The organism is Kitasatospora sp. NPDC051914 (assembly GCF_040680995.1).
In the GTDB taxonomy this organism is placed as follows: Bacteria; Actinomycetota; Actinomycetes; order Streptomycetales; family Streptomycetaceae; genus Kitasatospora.
This window is the reverse complement of the sequence record NZ_JBFAXX010000012.1, coordinates 1-26,235: the sequence shown is the minus strand read 5'-3', so window position 1 is coordinate 26,235 and position 26,235 is coordinate 1. Positions and strand designations below refer to the sequence as shown.

The 26,235-nt window shown below is 75.2% G+C and carries 18 protein-coding genes and 1 pseudogene; 9 read left to right on the top strand and 10 right to left on the bottom strand.

Features of this window, described 5'->3' with window-relative positions:
* The first annotated feature begins 57 nt into the window (after positions 1–57).
* Positions 58–1,029: an endonuclease/exonuclease/phosphatase family protein gene (locus tag AB0M03_RS10460; protein ID WP_363490595.1), complete on the top strand. Its 972-nt coding sequence runs from the start codon at positions 58–60 to the stop codon at positions 1,027–1,029.
* An 83-nt stretch (positions 1,030–1,112) separates the two neighbouring features.
* On the opposite strand, the gene AB0M03_RS10455 is transcribed toward AB0M03_RS10460, so the two are convergent.
* From AB0M03_RS10455 to AB0M03_RS10440, 4 genes are all read right to left on the bottom strand, one after another.
* Positions 1,113–2,249 carry a PP2C family protein-serine/threonine phosphatase gene (locus AB0M03_RS10455; protein ID WP_363490593.1) on the bottom strand — a complete coding sequence of 379 codons (1,137 nt, stop codon included), beginning with the start codon at positions 2,247–2,249 and terminating at the stop codon, positions 1,113–1,115.
* Between the two features lie 256 nt (positions 2,250–2,505).
* A complete protein-coding gene (locus AB0M03_RS10450) occupies positions 2,506–5,715 on the bottom strand; it encodes an ATP-dependent DNA helicase (RefSeq protein ID WP_363490591.1) in 3,210 nt (1,069 codons plus the stop codon).
* A 99-nt stretch (positions 5,716–5,814) separates the two neighbouring features.
* A complete protein-coding gene (locus AB0M03_RS10445; RefSeq protein WP_363490589.1) occupies positions 5,815–9,093 on the bottom strand; it encodes an ATP-dependent DNA helicase in 3,279 nt (1,092 codons plus the stop codon).
* 139 nt (positions 9,094–9,232) lie between these two features.
* Positions 9,233–9,568, bottom strand: a complete 336-nt coding sequence (locus AB0M03_RS10440; RefSeq protein WP_363490587.1) for an MGMT family protein — start codon at positions 9,566–9,568, stop codon at positions 9,233–9,235.
* Between the two features lie 136 nt (positions 9,569–9,704).
* Between AB0M03_RS10440 and AB0M03_RS10435 the strand changes: the two genes are divergently transcribed.
* Positions 9,705–12,389 (top strand): lysylphosphatidylglycerol synthase transmembrane domain-containing protein, encoded by a 2,685-nt coding sequence (locus AB0M03_RS10435; protein ID WP_363490585.1) that lies wholly within the window; start codon positions 9,705–9,707, stop codon positions 12,387–12,389.
* Between the two features lie 64 nt (positions 12,390–12,453).
* Here the strand turns inward: AB0M03_RS10435 and moeZ are convergent, their stop codons facing one another.
* The 5 genes from moeZ to AB0M03_RS10410 form a co-directional block, all read right to left on the bottom strand.
* Positions 12,454–13,632, bottom strand: coding sequence for an adenylyltransferase/sulfurtransferase MoeZ (gene moeZ / locus AB0M03_RS10430; protein ID WP_363490583.1), 1,179 nt, complete (start codon positions 13,630–13,632; stop codon positions 12,454–12,456).
* A 175-nt stretch (positions 13,633–13,807) separates the two neighbouring features.
* Positions 13,808–14,746, bottom strand: a complete 939-nt coding sequence (locus AB0M03_RS10425; protein ID WP_363490581.1) for an NAD(P)-dependent oxidoreductase — start codon at positions 14,744–14,746, stop codon at positions 13,808–13,810.
* Between the two features lie 86 nt (positions 14,747–14,832).
* Positions 14,833–15,795, bottom strand: a complete 963-nt coding sequence (locus AB0M03_RS10420; protein ID WP_363490579.1) for a hypothetical protein — start codon at positions 15,793–15,795, stop codon at positions 14,833–14,835.
* A complete protein-coding gene (locus AB0M03_RS10415; RefSeq protein WP_363490577.1) occupies positions 15,795–17,423 on the bottom strand; it encodes a DUF3492 domain-containing protein in 1,629 nt (542 codons plus the stop codon). Before AB0M03_RS10415 ends, AB0M03_RS10420 begins: the two co-directional genes overlap by 1 nt.
* Before the next feature lie 394 nt (positions 17,424–17,817).
* Positions 17,818–18,732, bottom strand: a complete 915-nt coding sequence (locus tag AB0M03_RS10410; RefSeq protein WP_363490575.1) for an alpha/beta hydrolase — start codon at positions 18,730–18,732, stop codon at positions 17,818–17,820.
* Between the two features lie 206 nt (positions 18,733–18,938).
* Here AB0M03_RS10410 and AB0M03_RS10405 point away from each other — a divergent pair, with 206 nt between their 5' ends.
* The 3 genes from AB0M03_RS10405 (at position 18,939) to AB0M03_RS10395 (ending at position 20,456) form a co-directional block, all read left to right on the top strand.
* Positions 18,939–19,595: a TetR/AcrR family transcriptional regulator gene (locus tag AB0M03_RS10405; protein ID WP_363490573.1), complete on the top strand. Its 657-nt coding sequence runs from the start codon at positions 18,939–18,941 to the stop codon at positions 19,593–19,595.
* 139 nt (positions 19,596–19,734) lie between these two features.
* The gene (locus AB0M03_RS10400) at positions 19,735–19,962 is read left to right on the top strand and encodes a DUF3107 domain-containing protein (protein WP_363490571.1); all 228 of its coding nucleotides are present in this window, start codon (positions 19,735–19,737) and stop codon (positions 19,960–19,962) included.
* Positions 19,963–20,165: 203 nt separating this feature from the next.
* Positions 20,166–20,456: a hypothetical protein gene (locus AB0M03_RS10395; RefSeq protein WP_363490569.1), complete on the top strand. Its 291-nt coding sequence runs from the start codon at positions 20,166–20,168 to the stop codon at positions 20,454–20,456.
* A gap of 85 nt (positions 20,457–20,541) precedes the next feature.
* On the opposite strand, the gene AB0M03_RS10390 is transcribed toward AB0M03_RS10395, so the two are convergent.
* Positions 20,542–21,261 carry a ferritin-like fold-containing protein gene (locus AB0M03_RS10390; RefSeq protein ID WP_363490567.1) on the bottom strand — a complete coding sequence of 240 codons (720 nt, stop codon included), beginning with the start codon at positions 21,259–21,261 and terminating at the stop codon, positions 20,542–20,544.
* Positions 21,262–21,677: 416 nt separating this feature from the next.
* Here AB0M03_RS10390 and AB0M03_RS10385 point away from each other — a divergent pair.
* From AB0M03_RS10385 to AB0M03_RS10370, 4 genes and pseudogenes are all read left to right on the top strand, one after another.
* Positions 21,678–23,582 (top strand): annotated as a pseudogene (locus AB0M03_RS10385) (DEAD/DEAH box helicase); the annotation flags it as partial.
* A 180-nt stretch (positions 23,583–23,762) separates the two neighbouring features.
* Positions 23,763–24,620 carry an alpha/beta fold hydrolase gene (locus AB0M03_RS10380; RefSeq protein ID WP_363490565.1) on the top strand — a complete coding sequence of 286 codons (858 nt, stop codon included), beginning with the start codon at positions 23,763–23,765 and terminating at the stop codon, positions 24,618–24,620.
* Positions 24,621–25,038: 418 nt separating this feature from the next.
* On the top strand, positions 25,039–25,185 hold the full coding sequence (locus AB0M03_RS10375; protein WP_095873289.1) for a hypothetical protein: 147 nt from the start codon (positions 25,039–25,041) through the stop codon (positions 25,183–25,185).
* A gap of 239 nt (positions 25,186–25,424) precedes the next feature.
* Positions 25,425–26,063, top strand: a complete 639-nt coding sequence (locus AB0M03_RS10370; protein ID WP_263103775.1) for a DUF6758 family protein — start codon at positions 25,425–25,427, stop codon at positions 26,061–26,063.
* Positions 26,064–26,235: the final 172 nt, after the last annotated feature.

The window sequence follows — 26,235 nt, the reverse complement described above, 5'->3', positions numbered from 1 at the left end:
TATGTATACCCGGTATGCCCGAGGGCCTCAAGCCCGGCACCGGGTACGGTCGGGGATGTGACCCAGCTGCGCATCGCCACCTTCAACCTGCTGCACGGTCAACCGCTCGCCGCCGACGGCACTCCGTTGCCCCTCCCGGCCGACCCCGCCGCCCCGCTCGGGGACGCGATCGCCGAACTGGACGCCGACGTGCTCGCCCTCCAGGAGGTCGACCGCCACCAGGAGCGCTCCGGCCTGGCCGACCAGGCCGCCGTCGCCGCCAAGGCCATGGGCGCGGCCGACTGGCGGTTCGCCGCGGCCCTGCACGGCCGGCCCGCCCCGCTCGCCGGCTGGGTGCACGACCCGACCATGACGAAACTGCAGGTCTACGGCCCCGCCGAGGTCGATTCCGCCACCGACCGGCCCGCCTACGGCACCGCCCTGCTGACCCGGCTCCCAGTGCACCACTGGCGGGCCCGGCGGTTCGCCCCCGCGCCCTTCGGGCTTCCCCTGCGGGTCGCCGGACGGCGCGGGCTGACCCCCGTCCCGGACGAGCCGCGGGCCGCACTGGCCGCCGTGCTCGAGGGCCGGCACGGCCCGTTCACCGTGGTCGCCGCCCACCTGTCCTTCGTGCCGGGGTGGAACGTGGCGCAGCTCGCCGCGATCCGGCGCTGGATCGCCGACCTGCCGCAGCCCTACCTGGTGCTGGGCGACTTCAACCTGATCGGCGCGGTCCCGCGGACCGTGCTCGGCGGCGCCACCGCCCTCGACCGCAGCACCTCACGCGAACGGATCAGGGCCGCCCGGGCCGCCCGCCGCACCCGCCTCGCCCAGGACGGCGGACGGCGGCGGCGGGTGCGGGAGCCGCGCCCCCGCCTCCAGGGCTGGTACGACCTGGCCCGCACCCCCACCTACCCCTCCCACAAGCCCGCCGTCCAGTTCGACCACGTCCTGGCGGTAGGCGTCCCCCGCACCGCGGTCGGCCCCGCCGACGCCCCCCGCACCCCCGTGTCCGACCACCGCCCCCTCCTCGTCGAGGTCGACCTGTAGCGGCAGACCGCCCAGGGGCGCGGGCCGGCCCTGAGCGGCTGCCCCGGACTCGACGGGTTGCCCCGCGCCCCTGCGGGCCGGCCCTAGCCGATCCGGCCGGTGCCCTTGGCGAGCACGGGGCGGCCGCCCTGGGCGGGGAGGTGGGGGCCCACCGGTTCGTACTGGAGGAGGAGCATCGCCGCGTCGTCGCCCAGCTTGTGGCCGACGTGCCGCACCACGTCCTGGTGCAGGTTCCGCAGCACCTCCACCGGGCACCCCGTGGCGCAGTGCGGCAGCCGGTCGGTGAGCGGGTAGAAGGCCCCGCCGCCGTCCCGGGCCTCGATCACGCCGTCGGTGTAGAGCAGCACCCGGTCGCCGGGCCGCAGCGGCAGCCGCTGCACCGGCGGCCGGACGTCGGCCGGGTCGAGCACGCCGAGCGGCGGCACCGGCTCGGCCGGCTCCAGCAGCGCGACCGGTTCGCCGGTGCGCAGCAGGACGGGTGCGGGGTGGCCGCAGTTGACGATCTCCGCGGTGCCGTCCGAGCGGAGCCCGATCAGCACCAGGGTGACGAACTCCTCCTCGATGCCCGGGTGGTCGTTCTCGTGCAGGGCCCGGTCGAGGCTGACGGCCAGCCAGCCGGCCACCCGGTCGAGCGAGGCCTCCTGGTGGGCGGCCTCGCGGAAGGCGCCGAGCACGGCGGCGGCGGTCTCCACGGCGGCCAGGCCCTTGCCGCGGACGTCGCCGACCACGGCCCGTACGCCGTGCCGGGTGTTGACCACCTCGTAGAGGTCGCCGCCGATGGAGGCGTGTGCGTGCGCCGCCGCGTAGTGGACGGCGGCGCGGACGCTGCCGACCCGGTCGGGGACGGGCCGCAGCAGCACCCGGCGGGCGATCTCGGCGACCAGCTGGGCCTCGGCCAGTGCGAGTTCCTGGCGGAGCCTCAGGGTGGTGGAGACCCAGCCGATGCCGGCGACCAGGGCGATGGCGAAGACGGTGGCGCTGTGCACCGACTCGCCGAGCACCTGGTTGTAGCCGGCCATCAGGAAGGCGGCCAGTTCGGTCAGTACGCCGATGAGCAGCGGGTACCAGGTGCGCCGGCTGACCACGGCGGCCAGCGCCGGGACGGCGGTGAGCGCGGGCTCGACCGTCACCTCGGTGTTGCTGAAGAAGTCAAGGGAGACCACCAGCGCCATGCCGATGAACGGCAGCGCCAGTGCGGTTCTCGGCCAGGTGCCCGTCACCTTGCCCGGGTCTGCCCCCGGGGCGGGCCCCGCGAGCCGGTCTCTGATCCATCCGGTCGCGCTCAACGTCGGTCTCTCCAGCAGAAGGTCGCCGGTGCCAGGGACACCTGCGGTGATGACGGAAAGTCAGGGGCGTGCAGCCCCCGCATGCGGCCGGAGTACGGGGTGACCGGTTACCGACCCCACAATAGGCGCGAAAAGTGCACAGTGCACAGGTTTCGCACGATCCCGTGACGGCTTGGATGCTCTGCGTGACTCATTCTTCACTATTCCCGATCAGGAGCCTGGTCAACTCTTTTCGGTCAGGAAGTCCTGCGGGTCTGACGACCCGGCCGCTGCGCACGTACAGGAACGCCGCACTGACCTGCTCCGGCCCGACGCCCATCCGCTCGGCCCAGGCCAGCCGGTAGATGGCGAGTTGCAGCGGGTCGGCGGTCTCCTCCCGGTGGGTCTTCCAGTCGACCACCTCGTAGCGCCACGGGTGCGGTGACCCTGAGCCACCGTCACGTTCCCGGTAGACCGCGTCGATCCGGCCGCGCACCACGCGCCCCGCCAGCAGCAGCTGGAACGGCGCCTCGACCCGGTACGGCACCCGGTCCCCGTACGGGCTGCGCAGGAAGGCCTCCTTGAGCCGGGCCAGGTCGCGCTCGTCCTCGATGCCGTCGTCGTCCGCGCCGGGCAGCGCGTCCGGTTCCAGGAGCAGCAGTTCCTCCGTCTCGAAGCGGGACTGAACCCAGCTGTGGAAGCGCGTGCCGCGGCGGGCCGCCGGCTGCGGCGGGCGCGGCATCGGGCGGGCCAGGTCCCGGGCGAAGCCGTCCGGGTCTGCGGCCAGCCGCATCACCTGCGAGGCGGACAGCGAGGCGGGCAGGGGCACTTCGCGCACGGAGCGCCGGGAGCGCTCCAGCTCGCCGAGCAGCGCGTCCAGGTCGCGGTCCCAGGAGGCGACCAGCCGGGCGTCCTCCGGGGCGAGCTCCTCCTCGGGCGCGGGCGGCGCCCCGGCGAGCCTGCGCCGCACCACCTCGGCCACCCGGCGGCGGGCGAGCTGCGCGGGCGCGTCCAGCGGCATCGGCCAGGGCGTCTCCGCGGACCGCGCCAGCGCCGGATTCTCCGCGTCCGGCAGCGGCTCCCCGGCCCACAGCTCGACCTCGCCGTTGCCGGGCAGGCCGCAGTGCTCGCGCAGCCCGAGCAGGAAGTCGGACGGGCCGCGGCGCCGCTTCTGGCTCGGCCCCCACCAGTGCCCGGAGGCCAGCAGCAGCTCCCGCGGGCGGGTGAAGGCGACGTAGCCGAGCCGGAGCTCCTCCACCTGGGAGTGCCGGGCCATCTCCTTCTTGAACAGGCCCATGCCCTTGGCCGTCCACGGCGGATCGCCGGGCAGGGTGTCGGCGTCGCCGCGCAGCGCGTGCGGCAGCACCCGGCGCGTGCTCGTCCAGCGCTCGCGGCCCTGGCCGGACGGGAAACCGCCCTTCACCAGGCCCGGCACCGCGACCACGTCCCACTCCAGGCCCTTGGACTTGTGCGCGGTCAGCACCTTCACGGTGTCCTCGCCGCCGGGCAGCCCGGCGTCCAGGCCCCGCTCGTACTCCTGCGCCGCCCGCAGGAAGGCCAGGAAGGCGGACAGGCCAGGGTCGCCGTCCAGGTCGGCGAAGCCCGCCGCGATGTCCAGGAAGCCGTGCAGCGTCTCCCGGCGGCGCGCGGCCAGCGCGTTCGGCGAGGCCGACAGCTCGACCTCCAGACCGGTCACCGCGAGCACCCGGTGCAGCACGTCCATCAGCGGCTCGGCCAGCGCCCGGCGCAGCTCGCGGACCTCCCGCGCCAGCCGGGCGAACCGCACCCGCGCCTCCGGCGAGAACGGCAGCTCGTCCGGCTGCTCCGCCTCCAGGAAGGTCTCCAGCGCATCGGCCAGCGACACCACCTCGGTCGGGTCGGTGCCCGCCACCGCGGCCGCCAGCGCATCGCCCTGCAGCCGCTCGGTGCGCACCAGCTCGGCGGCCCGCCGGCCCAGCAGGGCGAGGTCGCGCGGACCGATCCGCCAGCGCGGGCCGATCAGCAGCCGCACCAGGGCGGCATTGGCCGTCGGGTCCTGCAGCACCTCGCAGACCGCCACCAGGTCCGCCACCTCGGGCAGCTGCAGCAGGCCGCCGAGGCCCACCACCTCGACCGGCACCTCGCGGGCCACCAGCGCCGCGTGCACGTCCGGGAAGGCGGCGCCGCCGCGGCAGAGCACCGCGATCCGGCCGGGCGCCGTCCCGGTGCGGACCAGGTGCGCGATCCGGTCGGCCAGCCAGTCGATCTCCTCGGCGTGCGTCGGCAGCAGTGCGCAGCGCACGAAGCCGTCCGTCTCCGCGTCCGGCGCCGGGCGCAGCGCCTCCACCCCCTCGTGCATGGCGCGCAGGGGTGCCGCCAGCTGGTTGGCGAAGGCCAGCAGCCGGCCGCCGCTGCGGCGGTTCTCGCTCAGCGCGAAGCGCGCCGCCGGGGTGCCGTCCGCCCGCGGGAAGTGCACCGGGAAGTCGTCCAGGTTCGCCACCGAGGCGCCGCGCCAGCCGTAGATCGCCTGGCACGGGTCGCCGACCGCCGTCACCGGGTGGCCGCCGCCGTCGCCGCCGTCCGCCCCGAACAGGCCGGCCAGCATCAGCCGCTGCGCCACCGAGGTGTCCTGGTACTCGTCCAGCAGCACCACCCGGTACTGCTCGCGCAGCAGCCGGCCCACCTCGGGGCGCTCCTGCGCCAGCCGCGCCGAGGCCGCTATCTGGTCGCCGAAGTCCATCAGGCCGCCGGCCTGCTTGCGCCGGCGGTAGTCCTCCACCAGGCGCAGCAGCTCCTGCCGGGCCCGGGCCGCGTTCGGCACCGCCCGCAGGTCGTCGTTGGTCAGCTTCGCCGTCGCCAGCACGTCCAGCAGGTCGCCGTCCCACGCGCGGAGCCGCTCGGGCTCCACCAGGTGCTCGGCGAGCTCGGAGTCCAGGCCGATCAGGTCGGCGACCAGCGCCGAGAAGGTGCCGGTCAGCGCGGGGTACGGGCCGCGGGCCGACCGCAGCACCTTGGCCGCCAGCTGGAACCGGGTGGCGTCCGCCAGCAGCCGGACGTCCGGCTCTATCCCCAGGCGCAGGCCGTGCTCCTTCAGCAGCCGGCCGGCGAAGGCGTGGTAGGTCGAGATCTCCGGCTCGCCCAGCGACTCGGCGTCGTCGGGCTCCAGGACGCGGGCGCGGACGAGGGCCGTGCGGACGCGCTCCGCGAGCTCGCCCGCCGCCTTGTTGGTGAAGGTCAGACCCAGCACCTGCTCCGGCGCCACCGCCCCCGAACCGACCAGCCACACCACCCGGGCGGCCATCACCGTGGTCTTGCCGGAACCCGCACCGGCCACGATCACGGCAGGCTCCAACGGGGCACCGATGGCCTGCATCTGCTCGGCGTTGAACGGTATGCCGAGCAGCTCCTTCAACTGACCGGGATCGTCGAGCACGGAACGCACCCCCCAACGCTAACCGGCTCCGCCGACAGCCCGTACCGGCGCCCGGGGTGAGCACACGGGGGCGCCGGGGGTCGGCCCGCGCCCCTGAGTGCCCCTCCCCTACTCGATCAGCTGGCGGCCGTCGCGTTGGGCGGTGCAGCTGCTGCGGAAGGTGCAGCGGGTGCAGCCGTCGCCTTGGGTGGGGACGAAGCGTTCGGCGAGGACGCGGCCCGCGGCGTCGGCGAGCAGGTTCTCGATCCAGGGTTCGCCCTCGGGCGGGGCCTGCTGCTGGACCTTGGGGGCCTCCTTGTCGGTCTTGCCGGGCTCGCGGAGGTGGACGAGTTCGGCCCCGCCGGAGGCGATCCCCCCGGGGATGCCGGGCAGCCCGTCGAGGGCGCCGTTGCGGACGGCGAGCTGGTAGACGGCGAGCTGTTTGTGCTCGGGGAGGGACTTCTCGGTGGGGATCTGCTTGCCGGTCTTGAAGTCGACGACGTAGGCGCGGCCGAGGGCGTCCTGCTCGATCCGGTCCATGGAGCCGCGGATGCGGACGGCGACGCCGCCGACGGTGAGGGTGAGGTCGAAGCCGTGCTCGGTGGCGACGGTGGTGCGGCCGCGTTCGAGGACGTGCCAGTGCAGGAAGCGTTCGAGGGCGGCGCGGGCCTCGGTCTTCTCCTGGTGGGACTTCCAGGGGGCGTCGAAGGCGAGGGCGTCCCAGACGGTGTCGAGGCGCTCCATGAGGACGGCGAGGTCGGCGGGGGTGCGGCCGGAGCCGACCTCGTCGGCGAGGGCGTGCAGGACGTTGCCGAAGCCCTGGGCGGAGCTGGTGGTGCCGGCGGCGCGGACGTCCTTGTCGAGGAACCACTGGAGGGCGCAGCTGTCGAGCTGTTCGAGGCCGCTGCCGGAGAGCCGGACGGGGGTGTCCGGGGAGCGCAGCGGTTCGGGGGCGGCGGTCTGGTCGAGCAGGCCCCACCAGCGGTCGGGGTGGGCGGCGGGGACGAGCGGGGCGCCGTCCTCGTCGGCGGCCGCGGCGAGCCGACCGAGGCGTTCGGCGGCGGCGCGGCGCAGGGCGGGCGAGCGGCCCGGGTCGACGGTGACGGCGCGGAGTTCGGCGACCAGGGCGGCCACGGAGAGCGGCCGGCGCGGACGGTGGGTGATGTCGGCGACGGTGACCTGGGGGGTGCGGGTGCGGACCTTGCCGGTGCGCGGGTCGAGTTCCTCGCGGTAGAGCTCGCGCAGGAAGCGGGAGGGTTCGTCGCCGTCCTCGGCGGGTGCCTTGACGGCGGTGACGATCAGCCGGTCCTTGGCGCGGGTGGCGGCGGTGTAGAAGAGGCGGCGTTCCTCGCCGAGGAGGGCGGCCGGGGAGAGGGGTTCGGCGAGGCCGTCGCGGCCGATCCGGTCGGCCTCCAGCAGGGAGCCGCGGCGGCGGAGGTCGGGCCAGAGGCCTTCCTGGACGCCGGCGACGACGACGAGCCGCCACTCCAGGCCCTTGGAGCGGTGGGCGGTCATCAGCCGGACGGCCTCGGGGCGGACGGTGCGCACGGTGAGGGTGTCGGCGGCGATGTCCTGGGCTTCGAGTTCGGCCAGGAAGTCGGGGGCGCTGCGGTGGCCGGCGACCTGTTCCTCGGCGCGGGCGGCGGTCTCGAAGAGGGCGCAGAGCGCGTCGAGGTCGCGGTCGGCGTTGCGGGCGGCGGCGCCGCCGCGCAGGGCCGCGCGCTCCAGGCGTTCGCGCCAGCGGCGGCTGCCGTCCCAGAGCATCCACAGGGCGTCCTCGGCGCTGCCGCCGCCGGCGAGCAGTTCGCGGACCTTGCGCAGCAGGGTGCCGAGGTCGCGGGCGCGGCGGGCGGCGGCCGGTTCCATGGCGACGAGCCGCTCGGGTTCGACGAGGGCCTCGCGGATCAGTTCCTCGGCGGGCCGGACGGCGGTCTGCTCGCCGCTGTCGCGGAGGGCGGTGCGCTCCTCCTCGCGCAGGGCGCGGCCGAGCCTGCGCAGGTCGGAGCCGTCGAGGCCGCCGAGCGGGCCGGTGAGCAGGGTGTGGGCGGTGTCGGGGGTGAGGCGGTCGACCGGTTCGGCGCAGACGCGCAGGGCGAGCAGCAGCGGGGTGACGGCGGGCTCCTCGCGCAGCGGCAGGTCGTCGCCGTCGATCTCCAGCGGGACGCCGGCCGCGGACAGCGCCCGCCGCACGCCGGGGATGGAGCGGGCGCCGGCCCGGACGAGGACGGCCATCTCGCCCCAGGGCACACCGTCCTCCAGGTGGGCGCGGCGCAGCAGGTCGGCGATCGAGTCGAGTTCGGTGCCGGGCGTGGGGTAGGTGTACACCTCGACCCGGCCGCCCTCGCGGGAGGGGCGCAGGGCGCGGTGCTGGGCGAGTTTGTCGGCGGGCAGCCGGCCCATCGGCATCCGGCGGGCGAGTTCGCGGGTGGCGGCGAGCAGCACGGCGCCGGAGCGGCGGGAGACCCGCAGCACCTTGACCTCGGCGGGCCGGCCGTCGGCCTGCCGGAAGGTCTGCGGGAAGTCGAGGATGCCGTTGATGTCGGCGCCGCGGAAGGCGTAGATCGACTGGTCGGGGTCGCCGACCGCGACCAGGTCGCGGCCGCCCCCGGCGAGCCGGCGCAGCAGCCGCACCTGGGAGGGGTCGGTGTCCTGGTATTCGTCGACGAAGACCACGTCGTAGCGGGCGGCGAGCCGCACCGCGGCGTCGGGGCGCTCGGCGAGCAGCACGGCGCGGTGGACGAGTTCGGCGTAGTCGAGGACGCCGCGCAGGTCGAGGACGTCGAGGTAGTCGGCGAGGAAGTGGGCGGCGGCGGCCCAGTCGGGGCGCTGGACGCCCTCGGCGAAGCGGGCCAGTTCGGCCTCGCCGAGGCCGAGCTCCCGGCTGCGGGCGAGCACGGCGCGGACCTCGTCGGCGAAGCCGCGGGTGGTCAGGCAGGCGCGCAGGTCCAGCGGCCAGGAGATCCGGCCGGTGCCGTCCCGGGCGTCCTCGGCGCCGCCGGCGAGCAGTTCGCGGACCATGACGTCCTGCTCGGGGCCGGAGAGCAGCCGCAGCGGCTCGGCGGCCTCCTCGGGCTCCTGCTGTTCGCGGAGCAGGGCGTAGCAGAAGGAGTGGAAGGTGGTGGCCTGCGGCGCCGCCCCGGCGGCGCCGATCCGGGCGGTCATCCGGTCTCGCAGCTCCATGGCCGCCTTGCGGCTGAAGGTGAGGACGAGGATGCGCTCCGGGTCGGTGCCGTGCTCGATCCGTCGGGCGACCGCCTCGACCAGGGTGGTGGTCTTGCCGGTGCCGGGGCCGGCGAGGACCAGCAGCGGCCCGCCGGCATGCTCGGCCACCGCCCGCTGGAACTCGTCCAGGACGGGCGGGGCCGGTCGTGCGAGCGGGCTGCGCACCAGGCGAAAGGGGGAGGTCACTGCGGTCCAGGCTGGTCGTGCGGCGGTCGTGCGGTTCGTACGGGCGCACCGGGGGTGGAGGCGTCCGCACCGAGCCTACGATCCTGCACCGACAGCCCCGCCCCGCGCACCCCTTCCGGGAATCCGGTCCGGCGGGCGGTCAGCTGCCGTCCCAGCGGGCCCGCCCCAGGTCGACGCGGGGTTCGCCGCCGACGGTGCGCAGCGGGGTGCCCTCGGCGCGGTACTCGGGGAGGGCGCGGTGCTCGTGGCCCGGCAGCGGGCGGCCGTCCGAGCGGATGACCCGCCACCAGGGCACTCCGCCGCCGTACAGTGACATGACCCGGCCCACTTGGCGCGGGCCGCCCTGCCCGAGGTACTCGGCGACGTCCCCGTACGTCATGACCCGGCCGGGCGGGATGCGCTCGGTGAGGTCGAGCACGGCTTCGGCGAAGGGCGGCAGGACGTCCCCGCCGGGCCCGTCGGTCTGGTGCGGCATTTCTCCCCATCCGGTCGATTTCCCGGGCCCCGTGCGGGCGATCCGCCGCGCCCGATCCGGCCCCTGTCCCACACGAGGAGCCGCGGCATGGCAGCATCTTCGGGGCAGAACGTGGGTGATACGAGGACAAGACCAGATGACCGGGACGGCAGACGTGAACGTGGACAAGGGCTCCGACGAGTCCGCCACCGACCGGTCTGCGGGCCCAGAACCCGAACCGCCGACAGTCTCCCCGCAGCGGCACGCGCCGGGCAAGGACGGGCACGCGCAGGACGGACACCCGCAGCACGGGCACCTGCAGCACGGCCATGACGCGATGGGCGACCTGCCGGCCGAGGAGCCGACCGGCGAGCACCTGGCCGTGGACGAGCCGCTGCTCGCCGCCCGCGCCCACCGGCCGTCGGACCTGCTGCGCTTCCTGGCGGGCGTGCTCGGGATCATCGCGGTGTTCGTGCTGGCGCAGGTCGCCGTGTCGACCACCACCGGCATCGAGACCGACATCTCCTCCAACGCCGACAAGGTGCCCGGCGTGTTCAGCACGATCGCCGCGCTGGCCTCCAGCGTGGCGGTGCTGGCGGTGCCGCTGGCCTTCGCGGTGGAGCGGCTGATCAAGCGGGACGGCCTGCGGGTCGCCGACGGCGTGCTCGCCTCGGTGCTCGCCTACGGCGTCTCGCTGGGCGTCGACTGGTGGGTGGCGGCCGGGGCGCCGCCGGCCGTCCGGGACGCGCTGACCCAGTTCCCGCCGGGTGGCGGTGACACGCTCACCGACCCGGTGCACGGCTATCTGGCCCCGGTGATCGCCTACATGACGGCGGTCGGCATGTCGAGCCGCCCGCGCTGGCGGGTGGCGCTGTGGGTGGTGGTCCTCCTCAGCGGGGCCACCGAGCTGATCAGCGGCTACACCACGCCGCTGTCGCTGCTGCTCACCGTGCTGATCGGCTGGTCGGTGGCGTACGGCACGCTGTACGCGATCGGCTCGCCCAACATCCGGCCGACCGGCAAGCACCTGTTGATCGGGCTCCGCAAGGTCGGCTTCACCCCCTCCGGTGCGCACCGCGCGCCCGACGCCCCCGGCGAGACCCGCCGCTACCTGGTGACCCAGCAGGACGGCCCGCTGCTGGACGTCCACATCATCGACCGCGAGCAGCAGGCCTCGGGCTTCTTCTACCGGGCGTGGCGGCGGATAAGGCTGCGCTCGGTGGCCGTGCGGCGCAGCCCGCAGTCGCTGCGCCAGGCGCTGGAGCAGGAGGCGCTGATCGCGTACGCGGCGGCCGCTTCGGGGGCGCTCGCCCCGCAGCTGGTGGCCACCTCCGAGCTGGGCCCGGACGCCGCGATCCTGGTGTACGAGAACGTCGCCGGCCGGACCCTCGACGAGCTGGCCGACGACGAGATCACCGACGACGTGATGGTCTCGCTGTGGGAGTCGGTCGCCGCACTGCACGAGCGTCGGATCGCACACCGCCGGCTGACCGGCGAGTCGCTGCTGGTGGTCGACGAGAAGACCGGCTGCCTGGTGAACCTCTCCGGCGGCGACATCGCGGCCGGCGACCTGACCCTGCGCATCGACGTCGCCCAGCTGCTCACCACCTTCGCGCTGCGGGTCGGCCCGGAGCGGTCGGTGGCGGTCGCCAACCGGGTGCTGGGCGCCGACCGGGTCGCCTCCGCGCTGCCGCTGCTGCAGCCGGTCGGCCTGAGCAGGTCGACCCGGATCGACCTGCAGCGGATGACCAAGGAGCGGAAGGCCGCCGCGCAGGCGCTGGCGCTGGAGCAGGTCGCCGCGGGCGAGCGCACCCAGGAGCAGGCCGAGGAGGACATCGCCGCGGCCGGCGAGGACCTGCTGAGCCGCATCCGGCGGCAGATCCTGCAGATCGCCCCGGAGGCGCCGCTCGCCCCGGCCAAGCTGGAACGGCTCAAGCCGAAGACGCTGATCATGGTCATTGCGCTGACCTTCGCGGCGTACCTGGCGCTGACCACCATCCAGCCCGGCCAGCTCAAGCTCTCCCAGATGGACTGGGGCTGGGCCGCCCTCGCGCTGGCGGCCGCGGCCGTCACCTACGTCGCGGCGGCGATGAGCCTCACCGGCTTCGTCCCGGAGAGGCTGCCGTTCGGCCGGACGGTCGCCGCGCAGCTCGCCGGCTCCTTCGTGAAGCTGGTCGCACCCGCCGCGATCGGCGGCATCGCGCTGAACACCCGTTACCTGCAGAAGGCGAACATCCGCTCCGGCCAGGCCGTCGCCAGTGTCGGTGCCTCGCAGCTGGCCGGCCTCGGCGGGCACCTGCTGCTGCTGTTCAGCTTCGGCCTGATCACCGGGTCGCAGAAGAACGGCGACCTCGGCGCCTCCCGCGCGGTGATCATCGGCGTGCTGTCGGCGGCGGTGCTCGCCCTGGTGGTGGCCGCCGTGGCGCCGCTGCGCCGCTTCGTGGTGACCCGGGTGCGCTCGCTGTTCTTCGGCGTGGTGCCACGGATGCTCGACCTGATGCAGACGCCGTCCAAGCTGATCACCGGCTTCGGCGGCATCCTGCTGCTGACGCTCTCCTTCACCGCCTGCCTGTACGCCTCGGTGCGGGCCTTCGGCGGCGAGATGAGCTACTCGGCGGTGGCCGTGGTCTTCCTGACCGCGAACGCGGCCGGTTCGGCGATCCCCACCCCGGGCGGCATCGGCCCGGTCGAGATCGCCCTGATCGGTGCGCTGACGGTCGGCAACGTGCCGCCGTCCGCCGCGACCCCGGCGGTCTTCCTCTACCGCCTGCTGACCTTCTGGCTGCCGGTGCTGCCGGGCTGGATCTCCTACAACGTGCTGCAGCGCAGGGGCGCCCTCTAGGACCTGCCCCCGTACGGAAAGGGCCCGCCCGGCAGCAGCCGGGCGGGCCCTTCCTCGTTCGCGACTAGTAGACCGGCTTCTCGGGCTCGATCTGGTTGACCCAGCCGATCACGCCGCCGCCCAGGTGGACGGCGTCGGCGAAGCCCGCCGACTTGAGGACGGCCAGCACCTCGGCCGAGCGGACGCCCGTCTTGCAGTGCAGCACGATCTTCTTGTCCTGCGGCATCTTCTCCAGCGCGCTGCCCATCAGGAACTCGCCCTTGGGGATGAGCGTGGCGCCGGGGATGCTGACGATCTCGTACTCGTTCGGCTCGCGGACGTCGACCAGGAAGATGTCCTCCTCGTCGTCCAGCCACTGCTTGAGCTGCTTGGAGGTGATGGTGGAGCCCGCGGCGGCGGCCTGGGCCTCCTCCGACACGACGCCGCAGAAGGCCTCGTAGTCGATCAGCTCGGTGACGGTCGGGTTGTCGCCGCAGAGCGCGCAGTTCGGGTCCTTGCGAACCTTGACCGAGCGGTACTGCATCTCCAGGGCGTCGTAGATCATCAGGCGGCCGACCAGCGGCTCGCCGACGCCGGCCAGCAGCTTGATGGCCTCGGTGACCTGGATCGAGCCGATCGAGGCGCACAGCACGCCCAGTACGCCGCCCTCGGCGCAGGAGGGGACCATGCCCGGCGGCGGGGCCTCCGGGTAGAGGCAGCGGTAGCAGGGGCCGTGCTCGGCCCAGAACACGCTGGCCTGGCCGTCGAAGCGGTAGATGGAGCCCCAGACGTACGGCTTGCCGAGCAGCACCGCGGCGTCGTTCACCAGGTAGCGGGTGGCGAAGTTGTCGGTGCCGTCCACGATCAGGTCGTAGCCGGAGAAGATCTCCATGACGTTGGAGTTGTCGAGCCGGTCCTCGTGGAGGATCACGTCGACGTACGGGTTGATCTCCTTGACCGAGTCACGCGCGGACTCGGCCTTGGAGCGGCCCACGTCGGACTGGCCGTGGATGATCTGCCGCTGCAGGTTCGACTCGTCCACCGTGTCGAACTCGACGATGCCGAGCGTGCCGACGCCCGCCGCGGCCAGGTACATCAGCGCAGGTGAACCCAGGCCTCCGGCGCCGACACAGAGCACCTTCGCGTTCTTCAGCCGCTTCTGCCCGGCCATCCCCACGTCGGGGATGATCAGGTGGCGGGAGTACCGGCGGACCTCGTCGACGGTGAGCTCGGCGGCCGGCTCGACCAGGGGTGGCAGCGACACGGGGACTCCGATGGTCGTCAGTTCGGTAGGTCTTTTGCTAGGCCAACAGTGTCACGTGCCATCGGTATTCCGAGACAGTGGGTCCGATATGTGAGATGGCCGACATCGGATACCGAGATGTCGGCCATTCCCGCGATGCCGCTGGTCACGGGCGTACGGGGGCTCAGCAGCGGGGTCACACCCGGCAGGCGGTTTCCAGCCAGACGTCGCCCAGGGACTCCTCCAGCGGCACCTGCGTCCGCCATCCGAGACGGTCGCGCGCGGTCCGGACGTCCGCCTGGCGCCACGGGACGGGCTCGGGCAGCGGCCGCGGCTCGCCCGCCCGGTGGTGCTCGCCGCCCTGGCTCGGCACCAGCGCCGGGCGCCCGTCCTCCGCCACGATCCCCTCGAAACCCGAGGCCCGGACCAGGAGGTGGGCCGCGTCCCGGGCGCGCACCGCGTGCCCGCTGCCGATGTTGATCACCCCGGTGGCCGCCGAGACCGCGGCCGCCTGGACGGCCCGGGCGACGTCCCGGACGTCGACGAAATCCCGGTATCCGGACAGGTCCGGCATCCGCACCTGCAGCTCGTCGTGGACCAGCGCCCGGCGCAGGCCGTCCGCCAGCCTGCCGAACAGCGAGGCCGGCGGCGCGCCCGGGCCGACCACGTCGAAGACCCGAAGCACCGCGGCGTCCAGCCCGGAGGCCAGCACCAGCTCGGTGCCGGCCAGCTTGGACACCCCGTACGGGCCGACCGGCCGCGGCTCGGTGCCCTCGCCGATCGGCGCGCCGGGCTGCATGGGCCCGTACTCGGCGGCGGACCCGATGTGCACCAGCCGGGCGGGCTCCCGGCTGCGCCGGATCGCCTCGCAGACGGTGGCCACGGCCAGGGTGTTGGAACGGATCAGCGTCCGCGAGCTGCCGTAGGTGGCGCCCGCGCAGTTGATCACCACCTGCGGGGCCACCGCGTCCAGGAACCGGGACAGCGCACCGGGGCTGCCCGCCGTCAGGTCGAAGCGGATGTCGGCCGAGTCCCGCCGGCCGAGCACGGTGACCTGGAGGTCGGGCTCGGCGAGCAGACGGTCGGCGACCCGGCGGCCGATGAAGCCGTCGGCGCCCAGCAGCAGCACCCTCATCGGGGGTGTCCTTCCACGAGGCCCGGCCGCATGCGGCCGGGCGTGACTACGGATGCGGTACGGAATGCGGAGCCGGCCCGGGCCGGTCAGTCCTCCGGCGGGCCGCCGGCGAGCCAGGCCCGGTAGGAGCGCGGGCTGCCCAGGGCGAGCCAGGTGTGCGGCGCCACCGCGGCGACCGCCGCGGCGCAGGCCCAGGGCGCCGCCCCGGCCGGCAGCAGCGCCAGCGCGGCCCCGGCCGCGGCGGGCCCGGCCAGCGCGGCCGCCGTCCGGCCGCAGCGCAGCAGCACCGCGGCGAGCAGCAGCAGCACCGCGAGCAGGGCCGGCACCGCCCCGGCCGCCGCACCCGTGCCCGCATCGGCGGGCAGCAGTACGGAGGCCGCACCGGCCGCGGCGAGCTGGGCGGCGGCCGCGCACGGCAGCAGCGCCCTCATCCGGGAGCGGAACTCGGCCTCGGTCTTCGCCGAGGCCAGGTGCCTGCGGCCGGCGGCGCGCAGCCGCCGGGAGGCGAAGTCGGCGGCACCGGCGGCCAGCGCGAGCACGGCGGCGGGCCCGGGGCCGCCCGTCGCCGCGGCGGCCATCAGCAGGCCCGCGCCGAAGCCGTAGCCCGCCCGGGCGGACGGGCCGCGGGCCGGTGCGGCCAGGCTGAGCCAGCCCACCGCGAGCAGCGCCACCGGGACGGCCGCGACCGGGCCGACCACCTCGGCCAGCCACGGGACGGCGGCCAGCAGGCCGGCCGCCGGGAGGTGCAGGGCCGCGGTGGCGAGCGCACGACAGGCCTCGGCGGGCCAGGGCACGGCGGGGGCCGCCGGAGCCGGCGCGGTCGGCCGGCGGTCCACCCGGGCGTACAGCTCCTCGGCCAGGGCGAAGACGTCGGCGTGCCGGTAGTGGGCCGCGGTGGCGTCGGAGAAGCCGGCGTCCTCCAGCCCGGCGGCGATGTCGAGCGGGTCGACGGCCTGTTCGCACAGCCGCCGGTGGTCCGCCATCAGGGCGCGGACCGGGTCCCCGGAGGGCGTGTCCGGCGGTGCGGGCGGGCGGGCGGTGCGGGCCATCAGAGCGCCTCCGCCAGCGCCCCGGGCGCGGCCCGGCCGCCGTCCGGCGACGGGTCGGCCTCCGCGGCGGCCTCCGGCGCGGGGGCGCCGCCGGGGGCCGGGGTGCGCGGCGCTTCGACGGTGACCGGCGCTCCGGCCACCCAGTACTCGGCGGGGCGGGCGAAGGGCTGCATCCGCGCGGCCGCCGCGGGGAAGGCCGGCCAGCGGGAGACCAGCTCCAGGTAGACCTCGCGGAAGGCGGCGGCCTCCGGCTCCAGGGCGAAGCGCTCCTGGGCGCGCAGCCGTCCGGCCAGCCCGAGCCGGGCGCGCCGCTCCTCGTCGGTGAGCAGGGCGAGGCAGGCGTCGGCGAGGGCCCGCGGGCTGCGCGGCGGGACGAGCAGCCCGGCCGGGCCGAGCACCTCGGGGGCGACCCCGACCTCGGTGGCGATCACGGCGCGGCCGCTGAGCATCGCGTCGGCGAGCAGCCGGGGGCTGCGCTGGGCGAGGGCGGTGAAGACCACGGCGGTGCCCGCCGCCCAGGCGTCCGCGGTGGCGGGCGGGCGGCCGGCGAAGTCCACGGCCGGTTCGATGCCGAGCTTGCGGGCGATGGCCCGGCAGTGCGCGAGGTACCCGGGGGCGGCCTCCTCGCCGTACATCCGGAGCCGGGCGGTGGGCAGCTCGGTGCGCACCCGGGCGAAGGCGTGCAGCATCAGCTCCGGGTCGCGGCCGGGCTCCAGCGCGCCGGCCCAGACCAGGGTGGGACGCTCGGGCTCGGGTCCGGCGGGCTCCCGGGACGCCGCCGGGGTGGACTCGTGCACGACCCGGATCCGCGCCGGGTCGGCCCCGCAGCGCTCCTGCCAGCGGCGGTCGTACGCGCTGCCGGGGGTGAGCACGGCGGCCTGCCGGTAGGTCTCGGCGGTGAGCTGCCGGAAGAAGGCCAGCAGCAGGGCGCGGACCGGCCAGCGGTAGGGCGCGGTGCGGTAGCCGCGGTACTGCTCGCGCAGGTGCAGGCCGTGCTCGGTGAGGACGAAGGGCACGCCGTGCAGGTGCTTGGCGACCAGGGCCGGCAGCGCGGCGGGCCCGCCGCCGGCGACGTGGCAGAGGTCCGCGGAGCCGAGGCCGGTGGGGCCGGTGCCGTACCAGGGGGCGGAGAGCGGGCGGAGCAGCTGCTCCAGCAGGTCGCCGGCGACCAGGACGTCCCGGACGAGCGGCTGGCCGGCGGCGGTCTCGGCACCGGGTGCGCGCCAGACGCGCTCCAGGGTGCGGTGCGCCCGGCCGGAGGCCAGGAAGGCGGGCAGCGCACCGTCCTCGGCGGCGAGCTCGGCCAGGCGGTACAGCGCGGGGCCGAAGCCGGCCCGGTCGGCGGGGCGGACGAGGGAGCGGACGAGCTCCTCGTACGCGGCGGCGTAGGAACGGCGGCGGTGCGCGGCGGGACGTCTGCCGGCCGGGCGGCGGCCCCATATCGGGAGCTCGTGGACGGCGGCGAGCCCGCGCGGCGGCGGCCCGGCGTACTCGGGGCCGCCGCCGGTGCCGAGCAGGTAGAGCTGGAACTCGTGCTCGGCCAGCGCGCCGGCGAGTCGGCCGCACCAGCCGCCCCCTGCACGTTGTGCGACGGCATGGGTGCCCTCGGTGAGCAGAGCGATGCGCACGACGACCTCCGGAGCAGTGCGACGGATCGGATTCGACGACGGCGAGACAGGGAGCCTGATCACCCAGTGACACCAATGCTCGGAGAGTCGGCGGCACCCGGCCGCGGCCGCTCTCCCCGCGGCCGCGGTGCACGGCTCCGCGGTGCAGCCGTCGCCCGGGCCGCTTCGGGCCCGGTGCCGGCTGCCGCTCCCCCACACCTGTTCGGTCTGACAGCACGAAGGTAGAGCGGATCGCCGAGAACTCTTCGACCGCCCGCCGCCATGCCACCTGATCGAGTGAAAGGGCGTGACCTACCGCCGCCCGGCGCGTTGTACCGGGCGTTCCGTCGAGTCGCGCGCGCCCGCGCGGGCCGCTCTCGGGGCACGCTCAGGGCATGCTCGGGGCGAGCTCGGGTCAGGCCTCGGCGAGCAGCTCGCGGACGGCCCGGGCCACCTGCCGGGGGTGCTCCATCATCGCCACGTGGCCGGACTCCGGCAGCACCAGCAGGCGGGCGTCGGGGAAGGCCGCGCAGGCGCGCCGCGCGGAGCGGTACGAGACCAGCTTGTCCTTCAGCCCGTACACCAGCAGGACGGGCGCCCGGACGTGCGCGGCCTGCCGCCACAGTGCCTGGTCGCCGCGCTCGGTGTAGGCGGAGACGATGCCGCGGGCCGAGCCGATGCTGGCCTGCAGCGCGTACGGCAGGCCGAGCCGCCGCCGGTACTCGGCCACCGCGCGCTCGCGGCGCTCGGCGGGGATGCCCGAGACGTCGCCGTAGACCAGCCGCAGCAGTTCCTCGGTGGCCTGCTCGGCGCTCTTGCCGCCGGCCGCGGCGCGGCGGCGCAGCAGGGCGGGCACGCCGGGGAGGGCGAGGGCGGCGGTCGGCCAGGCGCTGACCTGCGGGGGCAGCTCGGGCAGGGCCGGCGAGATCAGGGTGAGGCTGCGCACCAGGTCGGGGCGGAGCGCGGCGAGCCGCACGGAGACCGCGCCGCCCAGCGAGTTGCCGAACAGGTGGACGGGCCCGCGGCCGGACTTCTCCAGGTAGCCGATGACCGCGCGGACGTGCCCGGAGAGCGAGAGGTTGCCGTCCTGCGGCGGGGCGGACCAGCCGAAGCCGGGCAGGTCGACCGCCTCGCCGGACACCTCGCCGGCGAGCTCGGCCATGAGGTCGGTCCAGTTGTCGGCGGAGCCGCCGAGGCCGTGGACGAAGAGCGCGGGCGGCAGGCCGTCCGCCTCGGCGGGCACGCTCGGCCCGACGGCGAGCACCGCGCCCGGCACCTCGACCGTGCGGTACGGCCCGGACTCGCTCTGCACCTGCTGATCAGCGCTCATGGAGCACGATCGTAGTGATCCGGGGGGCCGTTTCCCCAGCCCCCGGCGGGGTCTCACCCTGTGGACGGGGCGTACGCGGGTCGTATTGTGGGCTCCCGACAAGCCCGTTTCTGCGCTTTACTCGGCTTTCCCAGGCGCAGATCGGGTTACCGAAAAGTAGACTCGGGCCCTGTCGGCTACGCCCAGATCGTGAAGTGAGGACCGCCGTGACGGCCATCCAGGAGGCGCAGGAGCGTCCGCGCGGTGCCCGCCTGCCGCGAAGCGCTCGCCGTGAACAGCTGCTCGGAGCGGCGCAGGAGGTGTTCGTCGCCCAGGGGTACCACGCCGCCGCGATGGACGACATCGCCGACCGCGCGGGCGTGAGCAAGCCCGTGCTCTACCAGCACTTCCCCGGCAAGCTCGAGCTCTACCTGGCGCTGCTGGACAAGCACTGCGACGCGCTCGTCGAGGCGACCCGCACCGCGCTGGAGGCGACCACCGACAACAAGCACCGCGTGGCCGCCACCATGGAGGCGTACTTCCACTACGTCTCCAGCGAGTCGGGCGCGTTCCGGCTGGTCTTCGAGTCGGACCTGACCAACGAGCCGGCCGTCCGCGAGCGGGTGGAGCGCGCCTCGGACATGAGCGCGACGCTGGTCAGCAAGGTCATCCAGGAGGACACCGACCTTCCCGAGGCCGAGTCCATGCTGCTGGCCGCCGGCGTCTGCGGCCTGGCCCAGATCACCGCGCGCTACTGGCTCTCGCAGGGCCGGGAGATCCCGCGCGAGGAGGCCGTCCGACTGGTGGCGAGCCTGGCCTGGCGCGGCCTCAAGGGCTTCCCGATGCACCCCGGCGAGGGCGAGAAGCCGGCCTCCGGCGAGTAGCCGCGGCCCGGCGGCGATCGGCCGACCTTCGCCGCACCGACCGGCCCGTGCTCTAAGGTGAAGCCGTACGGCGCGGCGATCTCGGACACCCGTTCGAACAACGCGCGTGGATGGCTGCAACCCCGGAGGGACGGAAGCCGTGGAGGTCAAGATCGGCGTGCAGAACGCGCCCCGAGAGATCGTTCTCGAGAGCCCGCAGACTGCCGACGAGGTCGAGGGTGCGATCGCCAAGGCGCTGGAGGGCACCACCAAGCTGCTGGTGCTGGCCGACGAGCACGGCCGCCGCATCATCGTCCCGGCGGAGCGCCTGGCGTACGTGGAGATCGGCGAGCAGGCCGCCCGCAAGGTCGGTTTCGGCACGCTCTGAACACTGGGCCCGCAGCCGTCCGGCCCGCCGGGCCCGACGGCAGGACCACCGGCGCCCCGTCCTCTTCCCGAGGGCGGGGCGCCGACGTTTCCGCGCAGGCCGTCCCGGGTCCGAGCGGGGGAGTTCGCCGGCGGAGCGCGTACGACCCGGCGGCCCGGGGTATGGCCGGAGGCGAGGCACCGCACGACCCCGGGAGGTTGCCCGTGCTGGTGGAGACGATCGCCTACACGCTCATCGGCCTGTCCGTCGGCGCCGGCGCACTGCTGGCGCTGCCCGAGTACTTCCCGGCCTCCCGCACCCTGACGGCGTCCACCGCGGTGATCGCGGCCCTGCTCTCCGGGCTGGTCTCCCGCTACGTGCTGGCCGAACAGGAGCCCGGCGCCTCCCTCGCGGTCAGCGCGGTCTGCTCGGCCCTGCTGGTCTCCGTCCTGGCCCGCCCCGACCTCGTCGACCGCACCGCCCCCCGCCGCGCCCGCCACCACCGGCACGCCTGAAGGCCGCACCGGCAGCGCACACCGGGCGCCCCCGGACAACCCGGTCACCCGGGGGTGCGTTGCCCGGTTGCTCCGACGACGCCCCTCAGGACGCCAGGCCGAGGGCCGCCATCCGCTTGGTGTGGGCCTCGGTGATGCGGGTGAACATCTTGCCGACCTCGACCAGGTCGAAGCCCTCCACGCGGGCGCCGCCGACCAACAGGTTGGACAGCGCGTCGCGCTCGGCCACCACCCGCTGGGCCTGGCTGAGCGCCTCGCCCATCAGCCGCCGGCCCCACAGCGCCAGCCGTCCGCCGACCCGCGGGTCCTCCTCGATCGCCTGCCGCACGCGCTCCACCGCGAACTCCGCGTGCCCGGTGTCGGCCATCACCCGCAGCACCAGCTCCCGGGTGTCGTCGTCCAGCCGGACGGCCACCTCGCGGTAGAAGTCGGTGGCGATGGCGTCGCCGACGTACGCCTTGACCAGGCCCTCCAGCCAGTCCGAGGGGGCGGTCAGCCGGTGGAAGGCCTCCAGCGGCTCGACGAACGGGGTCATCACCTCGGTCGGGTCCGCCCCGACCTCGGCCAGCCGGTCGTGCAGCTGCTGGTAGTGCTGGAACTCCGCGGACGCCATCCGGGCCAGCGCGGCCTTGTCGACCAGGCCGGGCGCGAACTTCGCGTCCTCCGCCAGCCGCTCGAACGCGCTCAGCTCGCCGTACGCCAGCGCACCGAGCAGGTCGAGCACCGCGGCCCGGTAGCCCGGGTCCGCCGCGCAGGACGCCCAGTCGCCGATCGAGGTGACATCGCCAGATTCCTGTGACTCCATGGCTCGCCACCCTAGCCGGGCCCACGGGGAACGGAGTAAGGCGCGTCACGTGTTCGAGTGGTCGCGCCCCTGTATGGTGGTAGTGAGGCCTGGTGTGATCGCGCGGCCCGCCAACGGTGGCAGGCCGCGCAGACGTGCTCAGCACGGACACCTCACCGGGCGCTCACGTACGCGGATGCCCGGTCGGAGAGCCGATCGGCTCCGACCTTGGCCCGGACTTCGGGCCCAGGCACCGCACCAGTGGCCGAGCGAGGGCCGCCGCGGACCGCGCCGCACGGCGCAGGTCCCGCGCAAGCCCCTCGCGGGATTCCTCCCCCAACGCCGCCGACGACGCCCCGAGACGGGGCGCCCACCCGGCAGGCGACCCGGGGCGGGCGCGGTTGTGCGTCCCGAGCTGTGACGGGGCATTCCTCCCCCTGACCGCGGCGGGTCGCCCGCTGCTCCTCCCTCGCTCTCGGCCCCCACATGGAAGAGGCAGCACCCTGTCCACCACCGAGACCCCCAAGACCACCTTCCGGGACCTGGGAATCCTTCCGGAGACCGCCGAGGCCCTCGAGTCCGTCGGCATCGTCCACCCCTTCCCGATCCAGGAGATGACCCTGCCGGTCGCGCTGACCGGCCACGACGTCATCGGCCAGGCCAAGACCGGCACCGGCAAGACCCTCGGCTTCGGCCTCCCGCTCATCGAGCGGGTCGTCGTGCGCGCCGACGTGGACGCCGGCCGCGCCACCGAGGCCGACCTCTCCGACAGCCCGCAGGCGCTCATCGTGGTGCCGACCCGCGAGCTGTGCACCCAGGTCACCAACGACCTGCAGACGGCCGGCAAGGTCCGCAACGTCCGCGTCCTCGCGGTCTACGGCGGCCGCGCGTACGAGCCGCAGGTCGAGGCTCTGCAGAAGGGCGTCGACATCGTCGTCGGCACCCCGGGCCGCCTGCTCGACCTGGCCGGCCAGCGCAAGCTCGACCTGTCCAAGGTCCGCTCGCTGGTCCTCGACGAGGCCGACGAGATGCTCGACCTGGGCTTCCTGCCGGACGTCGAGAAGATCATCACCATGCTGCCCGCCAAGCGGCAGACCCTGCTCTTCTCGGCCACCATGCCGGGCCAGGTCATCAGCCTCGCCCGCCGGTACATGAGCCAGCCGACGCACATCCGCGCCGCAGCACCGGACGACACCGGCACCACCGTCGCCAACATCGAGCAGCACATCTTCCGCGCCCACTCGCTGGACAAGGTCGAGATGGTCTCGCGCATCCTGCAGGCCGAGGGCCGCGGGCTGGCGATGATCTTCTGCCGCACCAAGCGCACCGCCGCCGACGTCTCCGAGCAGCTGACCAAGCGCGGCTTCGCGGCCGGCGCCGTCCACGGCGACCTCGGCCAGGGCGCCCGCGAGCAGGCCCTGCGGGCCTTCCGCAACGGCAAGGTCGACGTGCTGGTCTGCACCGACGTCGCCGCCCGCGGCATCGACGTCGAGGGCGTCACCCACGTCATCAACTACCAGTGCCCCGAGGACGAGAAGACCTACCTGCACCGGATCGGCCGCACCGGCCGCGCCGGCGCCTCCGGCACCGCGGTGACCCTGGTCGACTGGGACGACATCCCGCGCTGGCAGCTGATCAACAAGGCGCTGGACCTGCCGTTCAACGAGCCGGAGGAGACCTACTCCACCTCGGCCCACCTGTACGAGCTGCTGCGCATCGCCCCCGGCACCAAGGGCATCCTGCCGCGTTCCGAGCGCACCCGCGCCGGCCTGGACGCGGAGGAGGTCGAGGACCTCGGCGAGACCGGCGGACGCGGCTCCCGCAGCCGCGGCGGGCGTGGCGGACGCGGCCAGGCCGCCGAGGCCGAGCCGGCCGAGCGCCCGCGCCGCACCCGTGAGCGCCGCCGCACCCGCGGCGGGGCGAGCGCCGAGGCCGAGGCCGTCACCGCGGACACCGCCGCCGAGGCCCCCGCGGCCCCGGCCGAGGGCGACGGCGAGGCCGCCCCGCGCCGCCGTCGCCGCCGCACCCGCAGCGGTGCCGGCGCCGCCGAGACCGTCACCGCGGTGGTCGAGACCACGGAGGCACCGGCCGCGGCCGAGCCGGCCGCCGAGACCGTCCCGGCGCCGCGCCGCCGGACCCGCTCCACCGCGGCCGCCAAGCCCGCGACGGAGACCGAGGGCACCGAGGCCAGGGCGACCACCCCGGCCCCGCGCCGGCGCACCCGCGCCAAGGCCGCGGCCGAGGGCACCGAGGCCGCTGCCACCGCCACCGAGGCGGCGGCGGACGCCGAGGCCGCCCCGCGCCGCCGGACCCGCACCCGCCGCTCCACCGCGACCGCCGAGGTCGTCCAGGAGGGCTGAGCACCCGCGGAGGGCGGGCCCGGTCGCAACGACCCGGGCCCGCCCTCCGGCGTTTGCGGGCCCGGGCACGCACCCGGACGCCGCGGCCCGGTCCCACGAGATCCGCAAGGCACGGCCTAAGCTCGGGAGCACGATCCCCTCGCGCCGCCTGGAGCCCCCGCGATGAGCACCCCGCCGTTCCTGACCCTGCCCGGCTGCGCCCGTGCGCTGCGCCTGGCCACCGCGCGCGGCGGGTTCGCCGCCCTGCTGGCCGAGCCGGACGGGCCGGTGCGGGGCACGGCCCTGCTCGTCCCCGGGTTCACCGGCAGCAAGGAGGACTTCATCGGGCTGCTCGAGCCGCTGGCCGCGGCCGGGTACCGGGTGGCCGCGGTCGACCAGCGCGGCCAGCACGAGACCGGCGGCCCGGCGGACCCGGAGGCGTACCGGATCGGCGAGCTGGCCGAGGACGTCCTGGCGATGTCGGCGGCGCTCGCCGACCGGGGGCCGCTGCACCTGCTCGGTCACTCGTTCGGCGGACAGGTGGCGCGCGAGGCCGTGCTGGCCGTCCGCGGGCCGCTGCCGTGGCGCTCGCTGACCCTGCTGGCCACCGGCCCGGGGGCGATCGACCCGGTCGAGGCGGCCCGGACCAAGCTGCTGCTGGACGCCCTCCGGACGATGGACCTGGAGGCGATCTGGCAGGTCATGCAGCAGATGGAGGAGGGCAGCGGGGCGGGCCCGGCGCCGCTGCCGGAGATCGCGGAGTTCCTGCACCGCCGATGGGTGGCGAACGTGCCGCAGGCGCTCACCGCGATGGGCGAGCACCTGGTGGCCGCTCCGGACCGGGTCGCCGAGCTGGCCGCCGTACGGCTGCCGGTGCAGGTGGTCTCGGGGGTGCGCGACTACGCGTGGCCGGTGGAGGAGCAGGCCGCGATGGCCCACCGGCTGGAGGCCCCGCACGTGGTGGTGCCGGACGCCGGGCACTCCCCCAACGCCGAGCAGCCCGCCGTGACGGCCGCCGCCCTGGCCGCCTTCTGGGGCTGATCCCGCCGCGCCCGGAGGGCCCCGTCCCGCTGCCGGGACGGGGCCCTCGTGCGTCGCCGGCCCGGCCTGCTGCCCTGTCCGCGCCCGGCCCTGCCCGGCTAAATCCCGGGACAGATTTCTTTAGGTCGGGTAATATTTGAGTCTGTCCGGGAATCATCACCCCTGCACCCCCGTTCCCCCGTCGGCGGTATGCGACGAAACCGGGACTTTACGGACGGGCAACCGCCAGGAATCAGCACTCCGGCACTGTGGACCCATGAGGCGCTGTCGCCTCTCGGCGCACAGGCCGCCCGACGCGCGAGGGGGGACGATGCGGGTAGCAGCAGCCGCCGGACGACAGACCCAGCAGGAGCCGGTCGCCGACCCCGTGGTCGGCGGCCCGCCGCAGCCGCCCCGGCGGCCGGGAAGGGAGAGGCCCATGCGTTTCGAGATCCTCCGACTGGACGACGCCTCCGGTGTCGCCACCGACCGACTGATCGTCGACGCCGACACCGTCGGCCAGTACGTGAAGGATGCCGCCGCGACCGGCGAGCGCCTGTACATCCGGCCGTGCAAGAACGTGTGAGCGGCGGCGGGCCGGCCCCGGCCGCGCCCGGCGTTCCGGAACCCACTGACGCCCCGTCACCCTGCGAGAGGACGACGGGGCGTCAGTGCGTCCGGGTGGCACCCGGTGCGACCAGCGTGACGTTTGCCGCCGCCCGGGACGGGACATTTCCCAACGGGGCCGCGCCGCCCCGACGCGAGGCACCCCGTACGGGTGATCGTCCTTGACGCGGCGGTCCGGAGGGAGGAGCGTTGTCGGCTATGAGGGGCGAGCCTAGCTGCCCGAGGTGCGCCGGTCGGGTCCGCGCCCCCGGTCTCTTCTCCGACACCTGGCAGTGCGACCAGCACGGTGCGGTCCACCCGATGCAGCCGGTGCTGCCGCCCAGTGTCGAGGCCCTGAACGTCGCCGTGGCCCGCTCCCAGGTGCCGGTCTGGCTGCCGTGGCCGCTGCCGGTCGGCTGGCTCTTCACCGGTATCGCACACGTCGGTGACGACCTCTCGGGCGCCCGCGCGACGGCCGTCGCCTGCGCCGGCCCGGCCCCGCTGGGCGGCTTCGGCGAGCTGGTGCTCGTCGCGGAGGAGCTCGGCGTCGGCCTCGGCGCCCGCTACGCCGGCCTGGACGGGCCCGACCCGGGCGAGACGGTCTCCCTCTACAAGCCGGCCGACGCCAAGCTGATGGCGGCCGGCCGCCCCACCCCGATGTTCCACGTGCCGGACGCCCCGGTGGACCGAGCGGTGTACGTCGGCGAGGCCCGCGGGCTCTGGCTGTGGGCGATCGCCTGGCCCGAGCAGTCGGCGCTGCTGATGCACGACGAGCTGGTGCTCACCGACCTCCGGGACGCCGGGGCGGAGCTGGGCCTGCTGCCCTGCGGTGCGCTGACCCCCCGCCTGCTGGGCTGAGCCGCCGGGCCGACCGCCGAGGCCGTACCCGCCGCAGCCGGTTTCCGGCCCGGGCCCCGGCACCGGCCGCGTCCGCACTAGACGACTGATTCCAAGGGATAGCTGCGCGGACAGCGCGAGGGTGTCCAACCTCAGTTTGTGACGACCGAGACAGACACCCTCGCGACTGCAC